The following is a 19,036-nucleotide window of genomic DNA, read 5'->3' on the forward strand; positions in this document are numbered from 1 at the left end:
GGCCACGCCTGGTGGCCATGGAGGAGTGAAATGAGGAGCAGAAACCCGGTCTTCTCGCGACGGGGGTTCAGCCGCGACAACGGCTACGCGGGCTTCAACACCGCGCCGCAGGCCGGGGGCCCCGCTGTCGCCACCCAGGGCAACCCGTACGCGCAGCCGACGGGCGACCAGTACGCCCAGAACCCGTACGCCCAGAACCCTTACGCCCAGCAGGACCTGCAGTACGGCGCGCCGCCGCAGGCCCCGGCCACCACCGGCCGGATGACCATCGACGACGTCGTCCTGCGCACGGCGAGCACGCTCGGCGTGCTCATCCTCACCGCGGCGCTCTCCTGGGCCCTGCTGCCGGTCGACGACGCCAACATCAGCCGTAGCTACGGCATCGGTATCGGCGCCGCCCTGATCGGCATGGTCCTGGCGTTCGTGCAGTCCTTCAAGCGCAAGGCCTCGCCCGCGCTGATCCTCACGTACGCCGCGTTCGAGGGTGTCTTCCTCGGCGTCATCTCCAACATCGTCGACAACCGCATCGCCGACGGTGCGGCCATGCAGGCAGTGATCGGCACCATGGCGGTCTTCGCCAGTGTGCTGATCGCCTACAAGGCCGGCTGGATCCGCGTCAACCGCCGTTTCTACGGCTTCGTGATGGCGGCCGCGCTCGGCTTCATCCTGCTGATGACCGTGAACCTGCTGTTCGCGGTGTTCGGCGGCGGTGACGGCCTCGGCTTCCGCAGCGGTGCCCTCGGTGTGATCTTCGGCGTCATCGGCGTCATCCTCGGCGCGTGCTTCCTCGCCCTGGACTTCAAGCAGGTCGAGGACGGCGTCGCCTACGGCGCCCCGCGCGAGGAGGCCTGGCTCGCGGCCTTCGGCCTCACGCTGACGCTGGTGTGGATCTACCTGGAGTTCCTGAGGCTCATCTCGATCCTCAACAGCAGCGACTAGTCCTCGACGGTCGTAGCGCGAAGGGCCCCGGCTCCGGCCGGGGCCCTTCGTCGTCCAGGGGACGGTGTGCGCGCCTAGAGCAGTTTGCGCGCGGCCCTCCTCAGGTCGTACTCGTGGACGATCGCCTTGGCGTGGCCGTACGCGAGATTGTGTTCGTGCCGGAGCCAGCTGACCTTTTCCTCGAAGCGGAAGAGCGCCGGGCCATCTTCGACGGTGCGCAACCAGTCGGAGATCTCACGACCGGTGCAGTGCGGAATGCGGGCGAGCATGTTGCGATGGGTCTCTTCGGAGAAGACTTGGGACATCGGCGCCTCCGGACGCTGGGATGTAAGCCGGTCCTTCAGGTCACCGTGCCTGAGTGTTCGCCCGTTGGCAACAGTCCCGGTGCGACGCGTACGCTCGCGGCGTGGTTGATACGACGCCTCTGACCCGTGCGGTGGAGCACTTCGCCGATCGATTGAGGGCTGCGCCCCAGAGCCGGTTGCAGCGAGGAGCTGCCGCTGAGGCTCTGGAGCTGGCCAGGGAGTTGGCCCGGAGGGCGCAGGTCCTCGAGGGCGTGGAGCCTCGGGAGATGCCGGATGCGGGGATGTTTGCAGCGGCAGATCAGATCACCGTGGCCGGGCATGATCTGGCGGTGGTGATTCCCGCTGATGCCGACGTCGAGGAAGCGGTGCGGTTGGTTGAGGAGGCGCAGAAGCGGGCGGGGGTTTAGCGCCGTTCGCGGGTGTGGGTGGTCTGTCGCTTGTCGCGCCCGCGCGGCGGAGCCGCATATTGATACAGCCCCGCGCCCCTCAGAGGGACGCGATGACCCGGTCGGCCAGGATGTAGACGTTCTCCTCGCCGCACTCGAACGTCAGGGTGTACGCGCCGGAGACGCCGGAGCCGCCCAGGAGGGTCGGAGTCACGCCGGTGCGCAGCGCGGCGGCGAGGCGCTCCGCGGTCTCGCGGTGGCCCGGGGTCATGCACAGGGTCGTGCCGTCGGCGAAGACGTAGACGTCCAGGGTGCCCAGGGGGCCGGGACGGACGTCCGTCAGCTCGATACGGGACGAGGCCAGCTCCTCCAGGGTGGCGACGGTGCGCTCGTGGTCGTTCACGACCGGCGACTGCGTCGGCACGAAGTCCGGGTGGGAGGGGTGGCGGCGGCGGGCCGCGGCCAGCTCCGGGGACTCACCGGCAGGCTCCTCGGCGTCCGCGGCGGGCTCGGACACCGGCTCCAGACCCGCGAAATCGGCCTGGCGGGGCAGGAACAGATCGGCCTCGGGCAGGCCCAGCAGAGAGGGCGCGTCGGAGGCGTCACGGGCCTCCTGGGCGGCCCAGAACGCCCGCGCCTCGGCGAGCTCCCGCTCCCGCTCCTCGGCGAGTGCCGCCGCCACGGCGGCACGTATCTCATCGGTGTCGGCAGTGGTACGAGCGGCGGGCAGCAGCGCACGGGTGGTGGCGGCGCGGCTCTCGGCCAGCGCCGTGTGCAGGGCCGCGACCTGTCGGCGCAGCTGCAGGACGGTGCGCAGGACGGCGACGCCCACGGCGCCCGTGGCGGCCGTGGTGACCAGCAACGCGATCGGCATGGCGCTCACTGACGTACTCCCGGTTCAAAGTCGACCCCCGACTTCCTACATCAGCTTGAAGGGCGGACTAACCAGCTGTCAGTGCGTAACGTCACGAAACGGACAGGGCTTCGGTGTCGGGGGAGGGGGTGTGGCTGCTGTGACCTGCGGCTCTCCCTGGCGGAGGGAGATAGGTCACATCCTGGGGGAGATTGGATCACAAAACAGCCCAGAACCCTGGAGTTTCCAGGGTTCTGGGCCCAAAGCTCACAGCGGGTGCTATGGCGGCTACGGTGTGCCGCTCAGCTGAGGCGCTCGATGACCATGGCCATGCCCTGGCCGCCGCCGACGCACATCGTCTCCAGACCGAACTGCTTGTCGTGGAACTGGAGGGAGTTGATGAGCGTGGTGGTGATGCGGGCGCCGGTCATGCCGAAGGGGTGGCCGACGGCGATGGCACCGCCGTTGACGTTCAGCTTCTCCAGCGGGATGCCCAGGTCGCGGTAGGAGGGGATCACCTGGGCGGCGAACGCCTCGTTGATCTCGACGAGGTCGATGTCGCCGATGCCCAGCCCGGCGCGGCGCAGGGCCTGCTTGCTGGCCTCCACCGGGCCGAGGCCCATGATCTCGGGCGAGAGGCCGGAGACGCCGGTCGACACGATGCGGGCGAGCGGGGTGAGGCCGAGCTCGCGGGCCTTGGTGTCGGACATGATCACGAGGGCCGCGGCACCGTCGTTCAGCGGGCAGCAGTTGGCGGCCGTGACCATGCCGTCGGGGCGGAAGACCGGCTTGAGGCCCTGCACGCCCTCCAGGGTGACGCCGGCGCGGGGGCCGTCGTCCTTGGAGACGACCGTGCCGTCGGGGAGGGTGACCGGGGTGATCTCCCGCTCCCAGAAGCCGTTCTTGATGGCCTCTTCGGCGAGGTTCTGCGAGCGGACGCCGAACTCGTCCATGTCCTGGCGGGTGACGCCCTTGGCGCGGGCCAGATTCTCGGCGGTCTGGCCCATCGCGATGTACGGGTCGGGCAGTAGGCCGTCCTCGCGCGGGTCGTGCCAGGTCGAGCCCTCGGACTGGGCGGTGGCGACGGTCCGGGCCTCGGCGTCGGCGAAGAGCGGGTTGTGCGTGTCGGGCAGGCCGTCGGAGCTGCCCTTCGCGTAGCGGGAGACCGTCTCCACACCCGCCGAGATGAACACGTCGCCCTCGCCGGCCTTGATGGCGTGCAGGGCCATGCGGGAGGTCTGCAGGGACGAGGAGCAGTACCGGGTGACGGTGCAGCCCGGCAGGTGGTCCATGCCCATCTGCACGGCGACGATCCGGCCGAGGTTGTGGCCCTGCTCGCCGCCGGGCAGGCCGCAGCCGAGCATCAGGTCGTCGATGTCCTTCGGGTCCAGCTCGGGGACCTTGGCCAGGGCGGCCTGGACGATCGTGGCGGTCAGGTCGTCCGGGCGGAGGTCCTTGAGGGAGCCCTTGACGGCGCGGCCGATGGGGGAGCGGGCGGCTGAGACGATCACGGCTTCGGGCATCACGGCTCCATTGACGTACCGGGTGGTCTGGCAGGGCTGACTGGGAAGTTACCCGTACGTATGGGCTGGGTCACTGGTGTCGCGGTGTGACCCTGGCCGCAGTTTCCAAGCGCTTGCTTTTTGGCACTCCTCAGCTCGAAGGGGCCGCGGGGGCCGGTTCCTGCTCGGGGACCCGCCGACGCCGCCGGCGCTTCAGCAGGGCCCACGGGCCGCGCGGCCCGCTCGGCATGGCCGCCGCGACCTCCGTGCCGGCCTCCGAGGCGGCCTCCGCCGCCGCCCGCGCCACCGGCAGGAAGCCCTCGCGGCGGGACGCGTCCGGGCGCTCCTCCTCGGCCGGCCACAGGCCCAGGGAGGCGCACACGGTCGGCAGCACCGCCATCGCCGCCGTCGCGTAGCCCTCGGCGGAGGGGTGGTAGCTGTCCGGGCCGAACAGCTCGCGCGGGTTCTCGGCGAACTCGGGGCCCAGCAGGTCGCCCAGCGACACGGTGCGGCCGCCCTGTTCGACGACTCCGATCGTCTGGGCGGCCGCCAGCTGGCGTGAGGCCCGCCGGGCCAGCCAGCGCAAGGGCTGCCGGACCGGCTCGATCGTGCCGAGGTCGGGGCAGGTGCCGACCACGACCTCCGTACCGGCTGTGCGCAGCCGGCGCACCGCCGAGGACAGGTAACGGACCGAGCGGGTCGGGGACATGCGGTTCGTGACGTCGTTCGCGCCGACCATGATCACGCAGATGTCGGGCACGGGGTCGGGGTCGGCCAGCACCAGGGCCACCTGGCGGTCCAGGTCGTCCGAACAGGCCCCGGGGGTCGCCACCGTGCGCAGCGCCACCGGACGCTCCGCCAGCGCCGCGAGCCCCGACGCCAGCAGAGCCCCCGGCGTCTGCCCGCCCCGGTGCACGCCCTGGCCCGCGGCCGTGGAGTCACCCAGCATCGTCAGCCTCAGCGGTGTGTCGGCCGGACCGGCGTACATACGGCCGTACAGCCCGTCCGCGTGCGGCACATGAGGAGATGTGCCATTGCCCACCCGGCGTCGCGCCAGCTGCACCTCGGCAAGCACCAGCCCCACTGCGGCCGCCCCGGCCAGACCGACCCCGCCGCCGCCGTACGCCGCGCCGGCCGCGATCCGCCGGGCCACCCTCGCCCTCGACATGCTCGTCATGCGTCGCTGCCACCTCCTCGAACCCGTACACCCAGTGCTTGCCCCGTACAGCCCGTCGCCCAATCTCAACGGGGAGTGAACGACCGTCACGGACCACGCCGAGGTCATAGGCTGGCGGCACCACAGGACACTTCTTTTGCGGCATCCGGAGACAACGGTGCAATTCCACGACTCGATGATCAGCCTCGTCGGTAACACCCCGCTGGTGCGGCTCAACAGCGTGACCAAGGGCATCAGGGCGACCGTCCTGGCCAAGGTGGAGTACTTCAACCCCGGCGGCTCGGTGAAGGACCGTATCGCCCTGCGCATGATCGAGGCGGCGGAGGAGAGCGGCGCGCTCAAGCCCGGCGGCACGATCGTCGAGCCGACCAGCGGCAACACCGGGGTCGGGCTCGCCATCGTCGCCCAGCAGAAGGGCTACAAGTGCATCTTCGTGTGCCCCGACAAGGTGAGCACCGACAAGATCAACGTGCTGCGCGCCTACGGCGCCGAGGTCGTGGTGTGCCCGACGGCCGTCGACCCCGAGCACCCGGACTCGTACTACAACGTCTCCGACCGGCTGGTCCGTGAGACGCCGGGCGCCTGGAAGCCCGACCAGTACTCCAACCCCCACAACCCGCTCTCCCACTACCACTCGACCGGCCCCGAGCTGTGGGAGCAGACGGAGGGGAGGATCACCCACTTCGTGACGGGTGTGGGCACCGGCGGCACCATCTCCGGGACCGGGCGCTACCTGAAGGAGGCCAGCGACGGCAAGGTCAAGGTCGTCGGCGCGGACCCCGAGGGCTCCGTCTACTCCGGCGGCTCCGGCCGGCCCTATCTCGTCGAGGGCGTCGGTGAGGACTTCTGGCCGACCGCCTACGACCGGACCGTCGCGGACGAGATCGTCGCGGTGTCCGACAAGGACTCCTTCCAGATGACCCGCCGCCTCGCCAAGGAGGAGGGCCTGCTCGTCGGCGGCTCCTGCGGCATGGCCGTCGTGGCCGCACTGGAGGTCGCCGAGCGGCTCGGGCCGGACGACGTCGTGGTGGTCCTGCTGCCGGACAGCGGCCGCGGCTACCTCAGCAAGATCTTCAACGACGAGTGGATGGCCGACTACGGCTTCCTGGAGGACGCGGGCCCCAGCGCCCGCGTCGGCGACGTCCTGAACGACAAGGAGGGCGACCGCATGCCCTCCCTCGTCCACATGCACCCGGAGGAGACGGTCGGTCAGGCCATCGACGTACTGCGCGAGTACGGCGTCTCGCAGATGCCGGTCGTCAAGCCGGGCGCCGGCCACCCCGACGTGATGGCGGCCGAGGTCGTCGGCTCGGTCGTGGAACGCGAGCTGCTGGACGCGCTGTTCAGCAAGAGCGCCTCGCTCGACGACCCGCTGGAGAAGCACATGTCCGACCCGCTGCCCCAGGTCGGCTCCGGCGAGCCGGTCGCCGACCTGATGGCCGTGCTGGGCAAGGCGGACGCGGCGATCGTCCTCGTCGAGGGCAAGCCGACCGGTGTGGTCAGCCGGCAGGACCTGCTGTCCTTCCTCGCCCGCACGGGGAAGTGACGGCCAACTTCCGGTGAACTGCCCGTGAACCGGGTGAACTTGCGGCGTCCGTGATCTTCGCGGACTTCGCGGAAGTGGTACGCGGGTGTCACGTTCGCGCAGCACCCGCTTAACACACGTCCGGCACATTGGTGGGTGTCGGCAGGGCGGGAGCGGCTCCCCGCCCCGGCCGGCGCCGAACGGCGTCAACGGACCTCCGGAGCGGCTCCCGGACCTCCACGGACGCCTTGGGCGCGCAAGCCCGGCCCTGACCGGGCCCGCGTCCTTCGCGGGGACCGCCGTCGTCCCGCCCCCCGTTCACGGGGGTGCGGCGGTCCCCGCGCGTTTTCATTCCCGGGCCTCCGGGCGCGGGGTGTCAGTGGCGGATGGCAGGATCCCCGCATGCCTCTGCCCCAGCCCCACGACCTGACCACGCTCGTCCTGCGCACCGACTTCGGCGACGACGCGGCGTGGGAGGCGCTCTGCGCCGCTCTCGACGGGGCCGACGCGTATCCGTGTGCCACCCGCGTCAGCGACCCCCGGTTCGCCGGCGCCGGCGTTCAGGCGCTGGTCGCCGAGGAGTCGGCGGCCGGGGAGGACGAGCGGATCTGCGAGGTCTTCCTCGCCGACGCGGCGGCCCTGGCCGGCCCGGAGCACCCGCTCCTGGCCGTGGACCTCTTCACGGAGCCGGGGCGGACCTTCCGCGTCCCGGTCCGCTGGTACCCGGAGATATCCGCCAACCTGAGCATCGCCAACATGGACTTCGCCGAGTACGCCGACGCCGCGGACCCCTCAGGCACGTTCCGGGGCTTCGACGACGACTGAGGACCAGCTCCCCAGCAGCGCCAGGCGCTCCGCCGTCTCCGAGTCCGGCTCGGGCGCGTACACCACGATCGTCTGGTCCGGGGCCGCCGGGATCGTGAGGGTCTCGTAGGGGAGGGTCAGCAGCCCCGCGACCGGGTGCCGGAGGAGCTTCACGCCGTGGTCGCAGGGCCTGACCAGGTGGTCGGCCCACAGCCGGCGGAACTCCTCGCTGGCCCGGGCGAGTTCGGCGACGAGCTCCCCCGTGGCGGGGTCTCCGGGATGGTGGCCCGCCTGCAGACGCAGGTGCGCGACCGTCTGGGCGGCGATGGAAGCCCGGTCCGGATACAGCTCGTGCGAGGCGGGGTCGAGGAAGAGACGGCGCGGCAGGCTGAGGTCGCCCGGGCCGCTGAAGCCGAGCACGGCGTCGGCGAGGGCGTTCCAGGCGAGGACGTCCATGCGGTGGTCCAGGACGTACGCGGGGTTGCGGTCCATGCCGTCCAGGAGCAGCTGGACACCCGGGCGCACCCGGGGTGCGGCCGGCCCGGGCCCGTCCTGCCGGCGCGGCCGGGCGACCGCCCGCAGGTACTCGTGCTCGGCATCGTCCAGCCGCAGCACCCGTGCGATCGCGTCCAGCACGGCGTCCGAGACTCCTCCGGACTTGGTGCGGGAGGGGTCCCCGGGTCCCCTGCCCTGCTCGAGGCGGACGTAGTAGTCGACGCTCACCCCGGCCAGCTGCGCGACCTCCTCACGGCGCAGACCCGGGACGCGGCGGCGGCCGTACGACGGCAGCCCCACTTCCTCCGGCCGGATCCGGGCGCGGCGCGAGCGCAGGAAGTCTCCCAGTTCTCCGTCCATGGGTCCGAGCCTAGGCCGCCCGGGCCCGTCGAACCTGGTACTGGCAGACCCAGGAAGAGCGCAGCCCTGGGTAGAGCGGCCCGGGCCGCCGAGGGTGGTGTCCGAGGCCGGGGAGACGCCCCGGCCGGGACCGAGGGGGTATCCCATGTCGTACGACAGCCTGGCCGGCCGTACCGCCGTCGTCACCGGAGCCGCGAGCGGGATCGGCGAGGCCGTCGCCGTGACGCTGGCCGCGCAGGGGGCCCGGGTGGCCCTGGTGGCCCGGCGTGCGGAACGGCTGACGGCGATCGCCGGGAAGATCCGCGCCGACGGCGGGCAGGCCCTGGCCGTCGTCGCGGACGTCACCGACGACACGTCCGTGGCGGCCGCCGCCGACCGCGTCCACGCGGAGTACGGGACCGTCGACCTGGTTGTGAACTGCGCCGGCGTCATGCTGCCCCACCCCGTCGACGCCCGGCGTGCCGACGAGTGGCAGCGGATGCTGGACACCAACGTCGCCGGGGTGCTGCGGATGACCGGCGCCTTCACCGGCGACCTGGTGAGCGCCGCCGCGGACGGCCGTACGGCCGACATCGTGAACATCTCGTCCATCGCCTCGCACGTCAGCTTCCCGAACTACGCGGTGTACGGCGCGACCAAGGCGGCCGTCACCTATCTGTCGGAAGCCCTGCGCGGGGAGTTCGGGCCCCGGGACGTCCGGGTCACCAACATCGAGCCCGGGTTCGTGGAGAGCGAGCTGCGTACCCACATCGCCGACGCGGAACTGTCCCGGCAGGTCGAGGGCATGCTCGAGCAGGTGGGCGCGCTGTCCGCCGAGGAGCTGGCCGACGTGGTGGCCTACGCGTCGAGCCGGCCCCGCCGGGTCAATCTGCGGCAGATCGTCGCACTGCCGACCCGGCAGGTCTGAGACCGGCTGCTCAGTCCTCCCAGTCGCTGTCCTGGGAGGACTTGCGGCGGCGGCCGAACAGGTTCGGGTTGTTGCGGGCCGCCTGGACGACGTTGACGCCGACGATGCCCGCCCAGGCGACCAGCAGACCGGGCAGATGGGCCACGCCCCCGCCGATCGCGGACAGCGGCACCGCGAGGACCAGGGAGACGATCCCGAAGCCGAACCGCTCGCCCCAGGAGTCCGTGACCCGCGGCGCCCGGGAGTCCCGGGCCGTCTGCATCTGCTGCTCGGCGAGCTGGCGGCGCACCCGGCGCTCCACCGCGCCGTCGATCCGCTGGTCGACCTTCTCCAGGAACGAGTCGACCAGCGCCGACTCGTACTCCTCGCCCAGATCCCTGCGTGCGTGCAGGGTGGCGTCGAGTTCCTTCTTCAGGTCGGTGTCCCGCGCGTCCATTCCCGTCATGCCGTCCACGGTAGAAAGCGCCGCCGCCGGCCGCACTGGGGTTAGCCCCCGTGTTCCGCAGGGGGGTTTCCGGTCGTACTGCCGCCGTCCTCGGGTCCGGCTTGCCGCTCTGCATATGCTCATGCAGAATCCTCAGCTACTGAATAGGCGAGGGGGAAGCACGTCATGAGCGTGACCGACAGCCCTGCCGCGCGGCTGCAGGCGCTCTTCGAGGGCCACCGGCTGACGCCGACCCAGCGGCGCATCGCGCACAGCATGGTGCGGCGCGCCGCCGACGTGCCGTTCCTGTCGAGCGTGGAGCTCGCCGAGCTGGCCGGGGTCAGCCAGCCGTCCGTGACCCGCTTCGCCGTCGCCCTCGGTTTCGACGGCTACCCCGCCCTGCGCCGCCACCTGCGCGAGGTCGCCCCCGCCGAGCCCGCTGCGGAGTCCGGGGCCTACAACGAGTACCAGCAGGCCGTCGAGGCCGAGATCGAGAACCTGCGGCACCTGGCGGAGGCGCTGGCCGACCCCGCTCCCGTGCAGCGCGCCGGGCGCCTCCTCGCGGCCTCCCGCCCGCTGCTCGTCCTCGGCCTGCGGGCGGCTGCGGCCCAGGCGCACGGTTTCGCCTACTTCGCCGCCAAGGTTCACCCCGACGTACGGCTGCTCGGTGAGGGCGGCACGATGCTCCAGGACCGCATCGACGCCGCCGTCCGCGCCGGCGCGAGCGCACTGCTCTGTTTCGCACTGCCCCGGCATCCCCGCGAGGTCGTCGACACCCTCGGCTACGCCAAGGAGGCCGGGCTGACCGTCGTCACGGTCGCCGACTCCGCGTTCGCACCCGTCGCCAAGGTGTCCGACCTGCTGCTCCCCGCCGCAGTCGGCACCGGCCTCGCCTTCGACACGGCCTGTGCGCCGATGCTGCTCGGCCGGGTCCTGCTGGAGGCCATGTGCGACGACCTGCCCCAGGCCCAGTCCCGCCTGGAGGAGTTCGACACGAAGGCGGCGGCGCGGGGCCTGTTCGTCGACTGACGCCACGCGCGGGGATTCTCAGATTCGTCTCACGTTGCGTCGCTACCGTACGTCTCCCAGAGGCTTCGGAGACCGGACGGAGGCTGGACGTGACGCGCGGAGGACAGGGACTGGCCCGGGTGGCCGTCGTAGTACGGGCGGGAGCGGCCCCGATGTGGTGGCTGGGGGTGGCGGCGGCGGGCATCGGCCTGCTCGCACCGGGCCTGACCGGACGTCGCATCGGCGTCCTGGCCGGAGCGGCCCTCTTCGTCCTGGCGACCGCCATCGTCGCCTGCAGCCGCCGCAAGCGCTACGCGGCCCTGGCCGCCGCCGCGTCCCGGGCCGGCAAGCACGACGTGCTCCAGGACCGCGCCGTCACGGTACGCAACTGGCGCCGGGGCCACCGCTGGTGGCTCCTCCTCGCCTTCCTCGCCGCCCTGGGCAGCGCCTTCGCGGCCCCGGCGGCCGGGGGCATGCTCCTGGCCGGCTGCGGCGCGGGCCTGTGGCTGAAGTCGGCCTGGCTGGGCCGCCGGGAGCGGGCCGGCGAGGCGTTGCTGTGGGTCCGCGTGGACTGGCTGCGCGGGGGAGCGGCCCACCCGGCGGGCAAGCGGGTGAGGGCGTACCGCAGCACGGGCATCGCGGCGGGGGACGCCGCGCCGGGAGGCGCGCGAAGGAAAACGCCGGCACTGGTGTGACCGGGCGGTGATTGGCCCACCCAGGGGCGCGGGGCCGTATCGATGTGCGGCTCCGCCGCGTGGGCGCGACAGGCCACGACGCACCTGAGTCCGGATCCGGCGGCGGCGCACTGCCTCAGGGGCGCGGGGCCGCGTCGATGTGCGGCTCCGCCGCGTGGGCGCGACGAGCCACGACGCACCCGCGGCCGGGGCCCTATGGAATCTCCCACCGTGCTTGCGTCAACGCATCCACCTGCGCCCCACCCGACTCGGCGACGACCTCCTCCACGGTCTGAGCCCGCCGCACCACCGCGAAGCGCCCACCCGGCCCGAACCCGTACACCCCGGGCCGCACCAGCGAGTTGTACCCGTAGTGATGCGCGAAGTAGTACGCCCCGGTGTCGAGCGCCGCCGCGTAGTCGCCCTGCTCCAGCAACGGCATGGACCGGCCCTCCGCCAGCAGATCCCCCGCGAAACAGGCCGGCCCCGCAACGTCCTGCACCACCACCGGCCCCTCCTTCGGCCGCCCCTTCGCGTCGTACGCGGCGATCCGCAAGGGCCAGCTGCCCGGCGCGTACACCGTCCGCGCGGCCACCTGCACCCCGGCGTGCGTCACCGCCACCGCCCGCCCGCCGGAGGCCTTCGCGTACTCGACCCGCGCCACCACCGTGCCGTGCTTCGCCAGCATCGACCGCCCGAACTCGGTGACCAGCCCGTACCGCCCGTCGAGCAGCCCCGGCACCTCCTCGGCCAGCAGCCGCGCGTACTGCGCGTACGTCGGGGTCGTCGCGTCCGACGCGAAGTTCACCGGCAGGCCGCCGCCGATGTCGAGCGTGTCGACCTGCCGCCGCCCGGCCCGCAGGTTGATCTCCTCCGCCAGCGCGTACGTCTCCGCCACGCCCCGTGCCATCAGGGCCAGCGGGATGCCCTGGGACCCGGTGTGCGCGTGCAGGCGGGTCAGCCACGGCCGGTCCAGATACGCCTGGACCACCCACTCCCGGGCCCCCTCGTCGCGCAGCGCCACCCCGAACTTCGAGGTGGCCGTCGCCGTGGACAACGCCTCGATGGAACCCCCGCCGACCTGCGGATTCACCCGGATCCCCAGCGGGGAACGGCCGGCCGACGACCGCATCAGGGCGTCGATGCGCGCCAGCTCCTGCGGGTTGTCCGCGTTGACGGCGATGCCCAGGGACAGCGCCTCGCGCAGCTCGTCCGGCGTCTTCGCGGGCGAGTCGAGCACCGTCATCTCCGGCGGCGTGCCCGCCGCCCGGGCCAGGGCCAGCTCGCCCGGGCTCGCGACCTCCGCGCCGAGGCCCTCCTCGCGCAGCAGCCGCAGTACCGGCACCAGCGGGGTCGCCTTCACCGCGAAGGCGTGCAGCACGGGCGTGCCCGGCGCCACCACCGCCTCGAACGCCGCCCGCAGCTCCGCCGCCGACTCCCGGATGCCGGTGACGTCCAGCAGCCCGACGATGGGGCTGCCGGGCCCGAGCAGCCCCTGATCCACGGCGGCCCGCACCGCCTCGTCCCGCCGGGCCACCCGCCCGGCCCCGCCGTCGCCCGCCTCTTCCGCCTCGATGTGTGTGCCCATGCATCCAGCCAAACATCCACGGCACCGCCGCGCCGACGCCCCAGCGTATTGACTAGCTCTATTCATGAGGCCAGGATGTGAATAGAAGCAGCAACATTCCGCCGGGAGCACCCACCAGGAGGCAGACCATGTCAGGACCCCGCCCCGTCCGAGCACCGCGCGGCACGGAACCGAGCGCCCTGGGATGGCAGCAGGAAGCCGCCCTGCGGATGCTGCAGAACAACCTCGACCCGGAGGTCGCCGAGCACCCCGACAAGCTCGTCGTCTACGGCGGCACCGGCAAGGCGGCGCGCGACTGGCGCTCCTTCGACGCGATGGTGCGCACGCTGAAGGGGCTGAAGCAGGACGAGACCATGCTGGTCCAGTCCGGTCGGCCCGTCGGCGTCATGCAGACCCACGAGTGGGCCCCGCGCGTCCTCATCGCCAACTCCAACCTCGTCGGCGACTGGGCCAACTGGGAGGAGTTCCGCCGCCTCGAACACCTGGGCCTGACCATGTACGGCCAGATGACCGCCGGCTCCTGGATCTACATCGGCACCCAGGGCATCCTCCAGGGCACCTACGAGACCTTCGCCGCCGTCGCCGCGAAGAAGTTCGGCGGGACGCTGGCGGGCACCATCACCCTGACCGCCGGTCTCGGCGGCATGGGCGGTGCCCAGCCACTCGCCGTGACGATGAACGACGGTGTGGCGATCTGCATCGACTGCGACCCGCGTGCGATCGAGCGGCGCATCGAGCACCGGTACCTCGACGTGAAGGCCGACAGCCTGGACCACGCGCTCCAGCTGGCGACCGAGGCGCGCGACGCCCGCCGTCCCCTGTCCATCGGCGTCCTCGGCAACGCGGCCGAGCTGGTCCCGCAACTCCTCGCCATGGGTGCGCCCGTCGACATCGTGACCGACCAGACCTCGGCCCACGACCCGCTGGCCTACCTGCCGCTGGGCACCGCCTTCGAGGACATGGCCGACGCCGCCGCCAAGGACCCGGCCGGCTTCACCACCCGGGCCCGCGAGTCCATGGCCCGGCACGTGGAGGCCATGGTCGGCTTCATGGACGCCGGCGCCGAGGTCTTCGACTACGGCAACTCCATCCGCGGCGAGGCCCAACTCGCCGGATATGACCGGGCCTTCGCCTTCCCCGGCTTCGTCCCGGCCTACATCCGCCCGCTGTTCTGCGAGGGCAAGGGACCGTTCCGCTGGGCCGCCCTGTCCGGCGAGGCCTCCGACATCGCCAAGACCGACAAGGCCATCCTCGACCTCTTCCCGGAGAACGAGTCCCTCGCCCGCTGGATCAAGATGGCCGGCGAACGCGTCCACTTCCAGGGCCTGCCCGCCCGGATCTGCTGGCTCGGCTACGGCGAGCGCGACAAGGCCGGTGAGCGTTTCAACGACATGGTCGCGAGCGGGGAGCTGGCCGCGCCGGTCGTCATCGGCCGCGACCACCTCGACTGCGGTTCCGTCGCGTCCCCCTACCGGGAGACCGAGGCCATGCTCGACGGGTCCGACGCGATCGCCGACTGGCCGCTGTTGAACGCCATGGTGAACGTGGCGTCCGGGGCGTCCTGGGTGTCGATCCACCACGGCGGCGGCGTCGGGATGGGCCGGTCGATCCACGCGGGGCAGGTGACGGTGGCCGACGGCACGGCGCTCGCGGGCGAGAAGATCCGCCGGGTGCTCACGAACGACCCCGGCATGGGCGTCATCCGGCACGTCGACGCCGGGTACGACATCGCGGAGTCGGTGGCGGGGGAACGGGGCGTCCGCGTTCCGATGCGCGAAGGTGACCAGGCGTGACCCAGGACAGCGGCAGCTCCTTCCACCACATGTGGCGCGAGCTGCTCCCCATCGGGCGGCACCCCGCCTCCGGCGGCTACCGGCGGTTCGCCTGGAGCGGCGTCGACGGTGACTGCCGGGCCTGGTTCGAGGAGCAGGCCACTGCCCGCGGGCTGCGCTACGAGGCCGACCGGAACGGCAACCAGTGGGCCTGGCTCGGGGACCCCGCCGAGGGGAACGCCGTAGTCACCGGGTCGCACCTCGACTCCGTGCCGGACGGCGGCGCCTTCGACGGCCCCCTCGGAGTCGTGTCCGCCTTCGCCGCGCTGGACGAACTGCGCGGCAGGGAGGCCCGCTTCACCCGGCCCCTCGGCATCGTGAACTTCGGCGACGAGGAGGGCGCCCGGTTCGGACTCGCCTGCGTCGGGTCCCGGCTCACCGCCGGGCAGCTCACCCGCGAGCAGGCGCACCGGCTCACCGACGGCGACGGCGTGACACTGCCGAGCGCCATGGAAGCCGCCGGATACGACCCCGACACCATCGGAGCCGACCCCGAACGGCTCGCCCGCATCGGCGCCTTCGTCGAACTGCACGTCGAGCAGGGCCGGGCCCTCGACCTGTCCGGCGACCGGGTCGGCATCGCCAGCGCGATCTGGCCGCACGGCCGGTGGCGGTTCGACTTCCGGGGCGAGGCCAACCACGCCGGCACCACCCGGCTCGCCGACCGGCACGACCCCATGCTGTCCTACGCCGAGACCGTCCTCGCCGCCCGGCGAGAGGCCGAACTCGCCGGAGCCGTGGCCACCTTCGGCAAGATCGCCGTGGAGCCCAACGGCGTCAACGCCATCCCCTCCCTGGTGCGCGGCTGGCTCGACTCCCGTGCCGAGGACCAGACGAGCCTCGACACCGTGGTCGGCGGCATCGAGAAGGCGGCCCGGCAGTACGCGGACGCGCACGGCATCGACCTCGAGATCGTCCGCGAGTCCTTCACTCCCGTCGTCGAGTTCGACCACGTCCTGCGCGACGAACTCGCCCGCATCCTCGGTACGGACACCGACCTGACCGTCCCCGTCCTCGGCACCGGCGCGGGACACGACGCCGGGATCCTGTCGGGGAGCATCCCGACCGCCATGCTGTTCGTGCGCAACCCCACCGGCGTCTCCCACTCCCCGGCCGAGTCCGCGAGCGAGGACGACTGCGTGGCCGGGGTACTCGCACTCGCCGACGTACTGGAAGGACTGGCGTGCAGGTGACGACAGCAGCCCCGCGGACGTACTGGCTGGAGCACGCCTGGCTCGGCACTCACGTCGAGCCCGGTGTCGCCGTGGAGGTCGCGGACGGCCGCATCACCGCCGTCCGCACCGGCACCCCCACCCCGCCTCCCGGCGCCGAGGTCCTGCGCGGGCTCACCCTGCCCGGCCTGGCCAACGCCCACAGCCACGCCTTCCACCGCGCCCTGCGCGGCACCGTCCAGGTCGGCTCCGGCACCTTCTGGACCTGGCGCGAGGTCATGTACGCCACGGCCGCCCGGCTCACCCCGGACAGCTACCACGCCCTCGCCCGCGCCGTGTACGCCGAGATGGCCCTGGCCGGCATCACGGCCGTCGGCGAGTTCCACTACGTCCACCACGCCCCCGGCGGCACCCCCTACGCCGACCCCAACGCGATGGGCGAGGCCCTCATCGCGGCCGCCGCCGAAGCCGGGATCCGCATCACCCTCCTCGACACCGCCTACCTCTCCTCCGGCTTCGGGCAGCCGCCCACCACCCACCAGCTCCGCTTCTCCGACGGGGACGCCGAGGCCTGGGCCGCACGCTCTTCACTTCTCAAGGAACGGGATCACGCACGGATCGGCGCGGCGATCCACTCCGTACGGGCCGTGCCCGCCGAGCAGTTGCCGACCGTCGCGCGGTGGGCCGAGGAGCGGCGGGCCCCGCTGCATGTGCACCTGTCGGAGCAGACCGCCGAGAACGAGGCCTGCCGGGACGTCCACGGCTGCACCCCGACCCAGCTCCTCGCCCTGCACGGCGTCCTCGGACCGCGCACCACCGGCGTCCACAACACCCACCTCACCGCCGAGGACGTCTCCCTCATCGGCGGCAGCGGCACCGGCACCTGCATGTGCCCGACCACCGAGCGGGACCTCGCGGACGGCATCGGGCCGGCCGTCGCCCTCCAGAACGAGGGCTCACCGCTCTGTCTCGGCTCCGACAGCCACGCCGTGATCGACCTGTTCGAAGAGGCGCGGGCCATGGAGCTGAACGAGCGGCTGCGCACCCGCACCCGAGGTCACTGGACGGCGGCGGCCCTCCTGCGGGCTGCCTCGGCCGACGGCCACGCGGCCCTCGGCTGGGACGACGCGGGCGCCCTGGAGCCCGGCGCGCTCGCCGACTTCACCACCATCGCGCTCGACTCGGTCAGGACGGCAGGGCCGCTTCCGCGGCTCGGGGCCGAGACGGCCGTATTCGCCGCGTCGGCAGCGGACGTGTCGCATACGGTCGTGGCAGGGCGGCACGTCGTACGGGACGGGGTTCACTCCCTCGTACCGGATGTGCCGCGAGCCCTCGCGGACGCCGTCGAAGCCCTGCGCGGATGACCCAGGGCCGCCCACCCGCGCGGCCCGCCTCCGCCCCCGAACCCGACCCCACCGCCGACCAGGCCACCAAGGACGCCATGAGCAACGCGACGACCGTCAGTCCCGCCCACTCCGCGAGCACCGCAAGCACGCTCATCACCAACATCGCCAGCCTGGTCACCAACGACCCCTCCCTCGGTGACAATTCCCCCCTCGGACTGATCCAGGACGCGGCCGTCGTCATCGAGGGCGACCGCATCGCGTGGACCGGTGATCACAGGAAAGCACCCGCCACTGACAATCGGGTCGACGCCGGCGGACGGGCCGTCATGCCCGGCTTCGTGGACTCCCACTCCCACCTCGTCTTCGCGGGCGACCGGACGCAGGAGTTCAACGCCCGGATGTCCGGGCGGCCGTACAGCGCGGGCGGCATCCGCACCACCGTCGCGGCCACGCGGGCGGCGAGCGACGAGGAACTGGAGCGCAACCTCACCCACTACCTCGCCGAGGCCCTGCGCCAGGGCACCACCACCTTCGAGACCAAGTCCGGCTACGGCCTGACCGTCGAGGACGAGGTCCGCGCCCTGCGCATCGCCGCCGCCCACACCGACGAGGTCACCTACCTCGGCGCCCACATCGTCTCGCCGGACTACGCCGAGGACCCGGCCGGCTATGTCGCCCTCGTCACCGGCGAGATGCTCGACGCCTGCGCCCCGCACGCCCGCTGGATCGACGTGTTCTGCGAGAAGGGCGCCTTCGACGGCGACCAGGCCCGCGCGATCCTCACCGCCGGCAAGGCCAGGGGCCTGCACCCCCGTGTCCACGCCAACCAGCTGTCGTACGGCCCCGGCGTGCAGCTCGCGGTCGAGCTCGACGCGGCCAGCGCCGACCACTGCACCCACCTCACGGACGCGGACGTGGACGCCCTGGCCAACAGCCGTACCGTCGCCACCCTGCTGCCCGGCGCCGAGTTCTCCACGCGGGCCGAGTGGCCGGACGCGCGGCGGCTGCTGGACGCGGGTGTCACGGTCGCGCTGTCCACGGACTGCAACCCCGGTTCGTCCTTCACCTCGTCCGTCCCGTTCTGCGTCGCGCTGGCGGTGCGGGACATGGGGATGACCCCGGACGAGGCCGTGTGGTCGGCCACGGCGGGCGGGGCCGCGGCCCTCCGCCGCGACGACGTGGGCCGTCTCACGCCGGGCGCCTACGCGGACCTGACACTCCTCGACGCCCCGAGCCACGTGCACCTGGCCTACCGGCCCGGCGTCCCGCTGGTCAGCGGGGTGTGGCGGCGCGGAGAGCGCGTGGTGTGAGCACCGGCCCGCGATAATGCGGTGCCGCGTCGGCGGACGGCCGGCAGCACCGGAGAGCGGGGACGGATGGCGAGACACTGGTCGGCACCACTCGTGGTGAACGTGCTGCTCGGGATCCCGGGCGTGGTGCCGTTCTGGCTGCTGTGGTACCTCGCGGTGAACTGGCCGTTGGCCGAGCTCGGCTGGACCGTGCGGGAGCCGACCGAGAACGACGGCATGGCCCTCTGGCTCGTGATCGTCGTCCCCGTGGTCACGCTGTACGGCCTGATCTGGTGGCTGGCCAACATGCCGCTCCGGCGCAGGACGGCACTCGCTCCGCACACCTACTGGCTGCTGAGCCTGGCGGGCCCGCTTCTCCCGACGGCCGCGCTGGTCCTCAACTCCTGAGGGGCCGCCGGTATCCCCGGGAGACCGCCCCTGGCACGCGCC

Annotated in this window: 19 protein-coding genes; 12 read left to right on the forward strand and 7 right to left on the reverse strand. The window is 72.4% G+C overall.

All coding sequences use genetic code 11. The annotated features are described in order from the left end of the window. Nucleotides 1-30 precede the first annotated feature (30 nt). A complete protein-coding gene (locus tag AB0G20_RS19200; protein ID WP_361303607.1) occupies nucleotides 31-939 on the forward strand; it encodes a Bax inhibitor-1/YccA family protein in 909 nt (302 codons plus the stop codon). A 74-nt stretch (nucleotides 940-1,013) separates the two neighbouring features. Here the strand turns inward: AB0G20_RS19200 and AB0G20_RS19205 are convergent, their stop codons facing one another. Beyond that, nucleotides 1,014-1,244: a DUF4287 domain-containing protein gene (locus tag AB0G20_RS19205; RefSeq protein WP_361303610.1), complete on the reverse strand. Its 231-nt coding sequence runs from the start codon at nucleotides 1,242-1,244 to the stop codon at nucleotides 1,014-1,016. 101 nt (nucleotides 1,245-1,345) lie between these two features. Here AB0G20_RS19205 and AB0G20_RS19210 point away from each other — a divergent pair, with 101 nt between their 5' ends. Continuing rightward, entirely contained in the window at nucleotides 1,346-1,651 is a 306-nt protein-coding gene (locus AB0G20_RS19210; RefSeq protein ID WP_361303613.1) for a hypothetical protein, read from the forward strand. Between the two features lie 79 nt (nucleotides 1,652-1,730). On the opposite strand, the gene AB0G20_RS19215 is transcribed toward AB0G20_RS19210, so the two are convergent. The 3 genes from AB0G20_RS19215 to AB0G20_RS19225 all read right to left on the reverse strand — a co-directional run bounded on the left by AB0G20_RS19215 (nucleotide 1,731) and on the right by AB0G20_RS19225 (nucleotide 5,162). Continuing rightward, nucleotides 1,731-2,513, reverse strand: a complete 783-nt coding sequence (locus tag AB0G20_RS19215; RefSeq protein WP_361303616.1) for a hypothetical protein — start codon at nucleotides 2,511-2,513, stop codon at nucleotides 1,731-1,733. A gap of 272 nt (nucleotides 2,514-2,785) precedes the next feature. After that, the gene (locus tag AB0G20_RS19220) at nucleotides 2,786-4,006 is read right to left on the reverse strand and encodes an acetyl-CoA C-acetyltransferase (RefSeq protein ID WP_142163332.1); all 1,221 of its coding nucleotides are present in this window, start codon (nucleotides 4,004-4,006) and stop codon (nucleotides 2,786-2,788) included. A gap of 130 nt (nucleotides 4,007-4,136) precedes the next feature. Next, on the reverse strand, nucleotides 4,137-5,162 hold the full coding sequence (locus tag AB0G20_RS19225; protein ID WP_361303619.1) for an SGNH/GDSL hydrolase family protein: 1,026 nt from the start codon (nucleotides 5,160-5,162) through the stop codon (nucleotides 4,137-4,139). Nucleotides 5,163-5,319: 157 nt separating this feature from the next. Between AB0G20_RS19225 and AB0G20_RS19230 the strand changes: the two genes are divergently transcribed. Both AB0G20_RS19230 and AB0G20_RS19235 read left to right on the forward strand, forming a co-directional pair. After that, nucleotides 5,320-6,708: a cystathionine beta-synthase gene (locus AB0G20_RS19230; protein ID WP_361303622.1), complete on the forward strand. Its 1,389-nt coding sequence runs from the start codon at nucleotides 5,320-5,322 to the stop codon at nucleotides 6,706-6,708. A 381-nt stretch (nucleotides 6,709-7,089) separates the two neighbouring features. Then, a complete protein-coding gene (locus tag AB0G20_RS19235) occupies nucleotides 7,090-7,512 on the forward strand; it encodes a hypothetical protein (RefSeq protein WP_361303625.1) in 423 nt (140 codons plus the stop codon). Here the strand turns inward: AB0G20_RS19235 and AB0G20_RS19240 are convergent. After that, nucleotides 7,480-8,346 (reverse strand): helix-turn-helix transcriptional regulator, encoded by an 867-nt coding sequence (locus AB0G20_RS19240; protein ID WP_361303628.1) that lies wholly within the window; start codon nucleotides 8,344-8,346, stop codon nucleotides 7,480-7,482. The two genes, AB0G20_RS19235 and AB0G20_RS19240, sit on opposite strands and share 33 nt — an antisense overlap. A gap of 145 nt (nucleotides 8,347-8,491) precedes the next feature. Between AB0G20_RS19240 and AB0G20_RS19245 the strand changes: the two genes are divergently transcribed. After that, nucleotides 8,492-9,253, forward strand: a complete 762-nt coding sequence (locus tag AB0G20_RS19245; RefSeq protein ID WP_361303632.1) for an SDR family oxidoreductase — start codon at nucleotides 8,492-8,494, stop codon at nucleotides 9,251-9,253. A gap of 10 nt (nucleotides 9,254-9,263) precedes the next feature. Here AB0G20_RS19245 and AB0G20_RS19250 read toward each other — a convergent pair whose 3' ends face one another. Next, the gene (locus AB0G20_RS19250) at nucleotides 9,264-9,689 is read right to left on the reverse strand and encodes a hypothetical protein (RefSeq protein ID WP_361303869.1); all 426 of its coding nucleotides are present in this window, start codon (nucleotides 9,687-9,689) and stop codon (nucleotides 9,264-9,266) included. A 174-nt stretch (nucleotides 9,690-9,863) separates the two neighbouring features. Between AB0G20_RS19250 and AB0G20_RS19255 the strand changes: the two genes are divergently transcribed. Together AB0G20_RS19255 and AB0G20_RS19260 are read left to right on the forward strand one after the other, a co-directional pair. Beyond that, entirely contained in the window at nucleotides 9,864-10,706 is an 843-nt protein-coding gene (locus AB0G20_RS19255; RefSeq protein WP_361303635.1) for a MurR/RpiR family transcriptional regulator, read from the forward strand. A gap of 89 nt (nucleotides 10,707-10,795) precedes the next feature. After that, the gene (locus AB0G20_RS19260; RefSeq protein WP_361303638.1) at nucleotides 10,796-11,380 is read left to right on the forward strand and encodes a hypothetical protein; all 585 of its coding nucleotides are present in this window, start codon (nucleotides 10,796-10,798) and stop codon (nucleotides 11,378-11,380) included. Nucleotides 11,381-11,573: 193 nt separating this feature from the next. Here the strand turns inward: AB0G20_RS19260 and AB0G20_RS19265 are convergent, their stop codons facing one another. Further along, nucleotides 11,574-12,947 carry a diaminopimelate decarboxylase gene (locus AB0G20_RS19265; RefSeq protein ID WP_361303641.1) on the reverse strand — a complete coding sequence of 458 codons (1,374 nt, stop codon included), beginning with the start codon at nucleotides 12,945-12,947 and terminating at the stop codon, nucleotides 11,574-11,576. A gap of 128 nt (nucleotides 12,948-13,075) precedes the next feature. On the opposite strand from AB0G20_RS19265, the gene hutU reads away from it, so the two are divergent. The 5 genes from hutU to AB0G20_RS19290 all read left to right on the forward strand — a co-directional run bounded on the left by hutU (nucleotide 13,076) and on the right by AB0G20_RS19290 (nucleotide 18,994). After that, nucleotides 13,076-14,740, forward strand: coding sequence for a urocanate hydratase (hutU, locus tag AB0G20_RS19270; RefSeq protein ID WP_361303644.1), 1,665 nt, complete (start codon nucleotides 13,076-13,078; stop codon nucleotides 14,738-14,740). Nucleotides 14,741-14,769: 29 nt separating this feature from the next. After that, nucleotides 14,770-15,972, forward strand: coding sequence for an allantoate amidohydrolase (locus tag AB0G20_RS19275; protein ID WP_361303872.1), 1,203 nt, complete (start codon nucleotides 14,770-14,772; stop codon nucleotides 15,970-15,972). Beyond that, on the forward strand, nucleotides 15,963-17,315 hold the full coding sequence (locus tag AB0G20_RS19280) for a formimidoylglutamate deiminase (RefSeq protein ID WP_361303647.1): 1,353 nt from the start codon (nucleotides 15,963-15,965) through the stop codon (nucleotides 17,313-17,315). The genes AB0G20_RS19275 and AB0G20_RS19280 overlap by 10 nt, the downstream gene beginning before the upstream one ends. Continuing rightward, the gene (gene hutI / locus AB0G20_RS19285; RefSeq protein ID WP_361303650.1) at nucleotides 17,312-18,607 is read left to right on the forward strand and encodes an imidazolonepropionase; all 1,296 of its coding nucleotides are present in this window, start codon (nucleotides 17,312-17,314) and stop codon (nucleotides 18,605-18,607) included. Before AB0G20_RS19280 ends, hutI begins: the two co-directional genes overlap by 4 nt. Before the next feature lie 66 nt (nucleotides 18,608-18,673). Then, entirely contained in the window at nucleotides 18,674-18,994 is a 321-nt protein-coding gene (locus AB0G20_RS19290; RefSeq protein WP_361303653.1) for a hypothetical protein, read from the forward strand. The last annotated feature ends 42 nt before the right edge of the window (nucleotides 18,995-19,036 follow it).

Origin of the sequence: Streptomyces sp. NPDC024017, assembly GCF_040638895.1 — a bacterium.
GTDB lineage: Bacteria > Actinomycetota > Actinomycetes > Streptomycetales > Streptomycetaceae > Streptomyces.

Coding starts and splice junctions, on each gene's coding strand:
- AB0G20_RS19200 (WP_361303607.1), top strand. CDS start 31: ATGAGGAGCAGAAACCCGGTCTTCTCGCGACGGGGGTTCAGCCGCGAC.
- AB0G20_RS19205 (WP_361303610.1), bottom strand. CDS start 1,244: ATGTCCCAAGTCTTCTCCGAAGAGACCCATCGCAACATGCTCGCCCGC.
- AB0G20_RS19220 (WP_142163332.1), bottom strand. CDS start 4,006: ATGCCCGAAGCCGTGATCGTCTCAGCCGCCCGCTCCCCCATCGGCCGC.
- AB0G20_RS19225 (WP_361303619.1), bottom strand. CDS start 5,162: ATGACGAGCATGTCGAGGGCGAGGGTGGCCCGGCGGATCGCGGCCGGC.
- AB0G20_RS19235 (WP_361303625.1), top strand. CDS start 7,090: ATGCCTCTGCCCCAGCCCCACGACCTGACCACGCTCGTCCTGCGCACC.
- AB0G20_RS19240 (WP_361303628.1), bottom strand. CDS start 8,346: ATGGACGGAGAACTGGGAGACTTCCTGCGCTCGCGCCGCGCCCGGATC.
- AB0G20_RS19245 (WP_361303632.1), top strand. CDS start 8,492: ATGTCGTACGACAGCCTGGCCGGCCGTACCGCCGTCGTCACCGGAGCC.
- AB0G20_RS19250 (WP_361303869.1), bottom strand. CDS start 9,689: ATGGACGCGCGGGACACCGACCTGAAGAAGGAACTCGACGCCACCCTG.
- AB0G20_RS19255 (WP_361303635.1), top strand. CDS start 9,864: ATGAGCGTGACCGACAGCCCTGCCGCGCGGCTGCAGGCGCTCTTCGAG.
- AB0G20_RS19265 (WP_361303641.1), bottom strand. CDS start 12,947: ATGGGCACACACATCGAGGCGGAAGAGGCGGGCGACGGCGGGGCCGGG.
- hutU (WP_361303644.1), top strand. CDS start 13,076: ATGTCAGGACCCCGCCCCGTCCGAGCACCGCGCGGCACGGAACCGAGC.
- AB0G20_RS19275 (WP_361303872.1), top strand. CDS start 14,770: ATGTGGCGCGAGCTGCTCCCCATCGGGCGGCACCCCGCCTCCGGCGGC.
- hutI (WP_361303650.1), top strand. CDS start 17,312: ATGACCCAGGGCCGCCCACCCGCGCGGCCCGCCTCCGCCCCCGAACCC.
- AB0G20_RS19290 (WP_361303653.1), top strand. CDS start 18,674: ATGGCGAGACACTGGTCGGCACCACTCGTGGTGAACGTGCTGCTCGGG.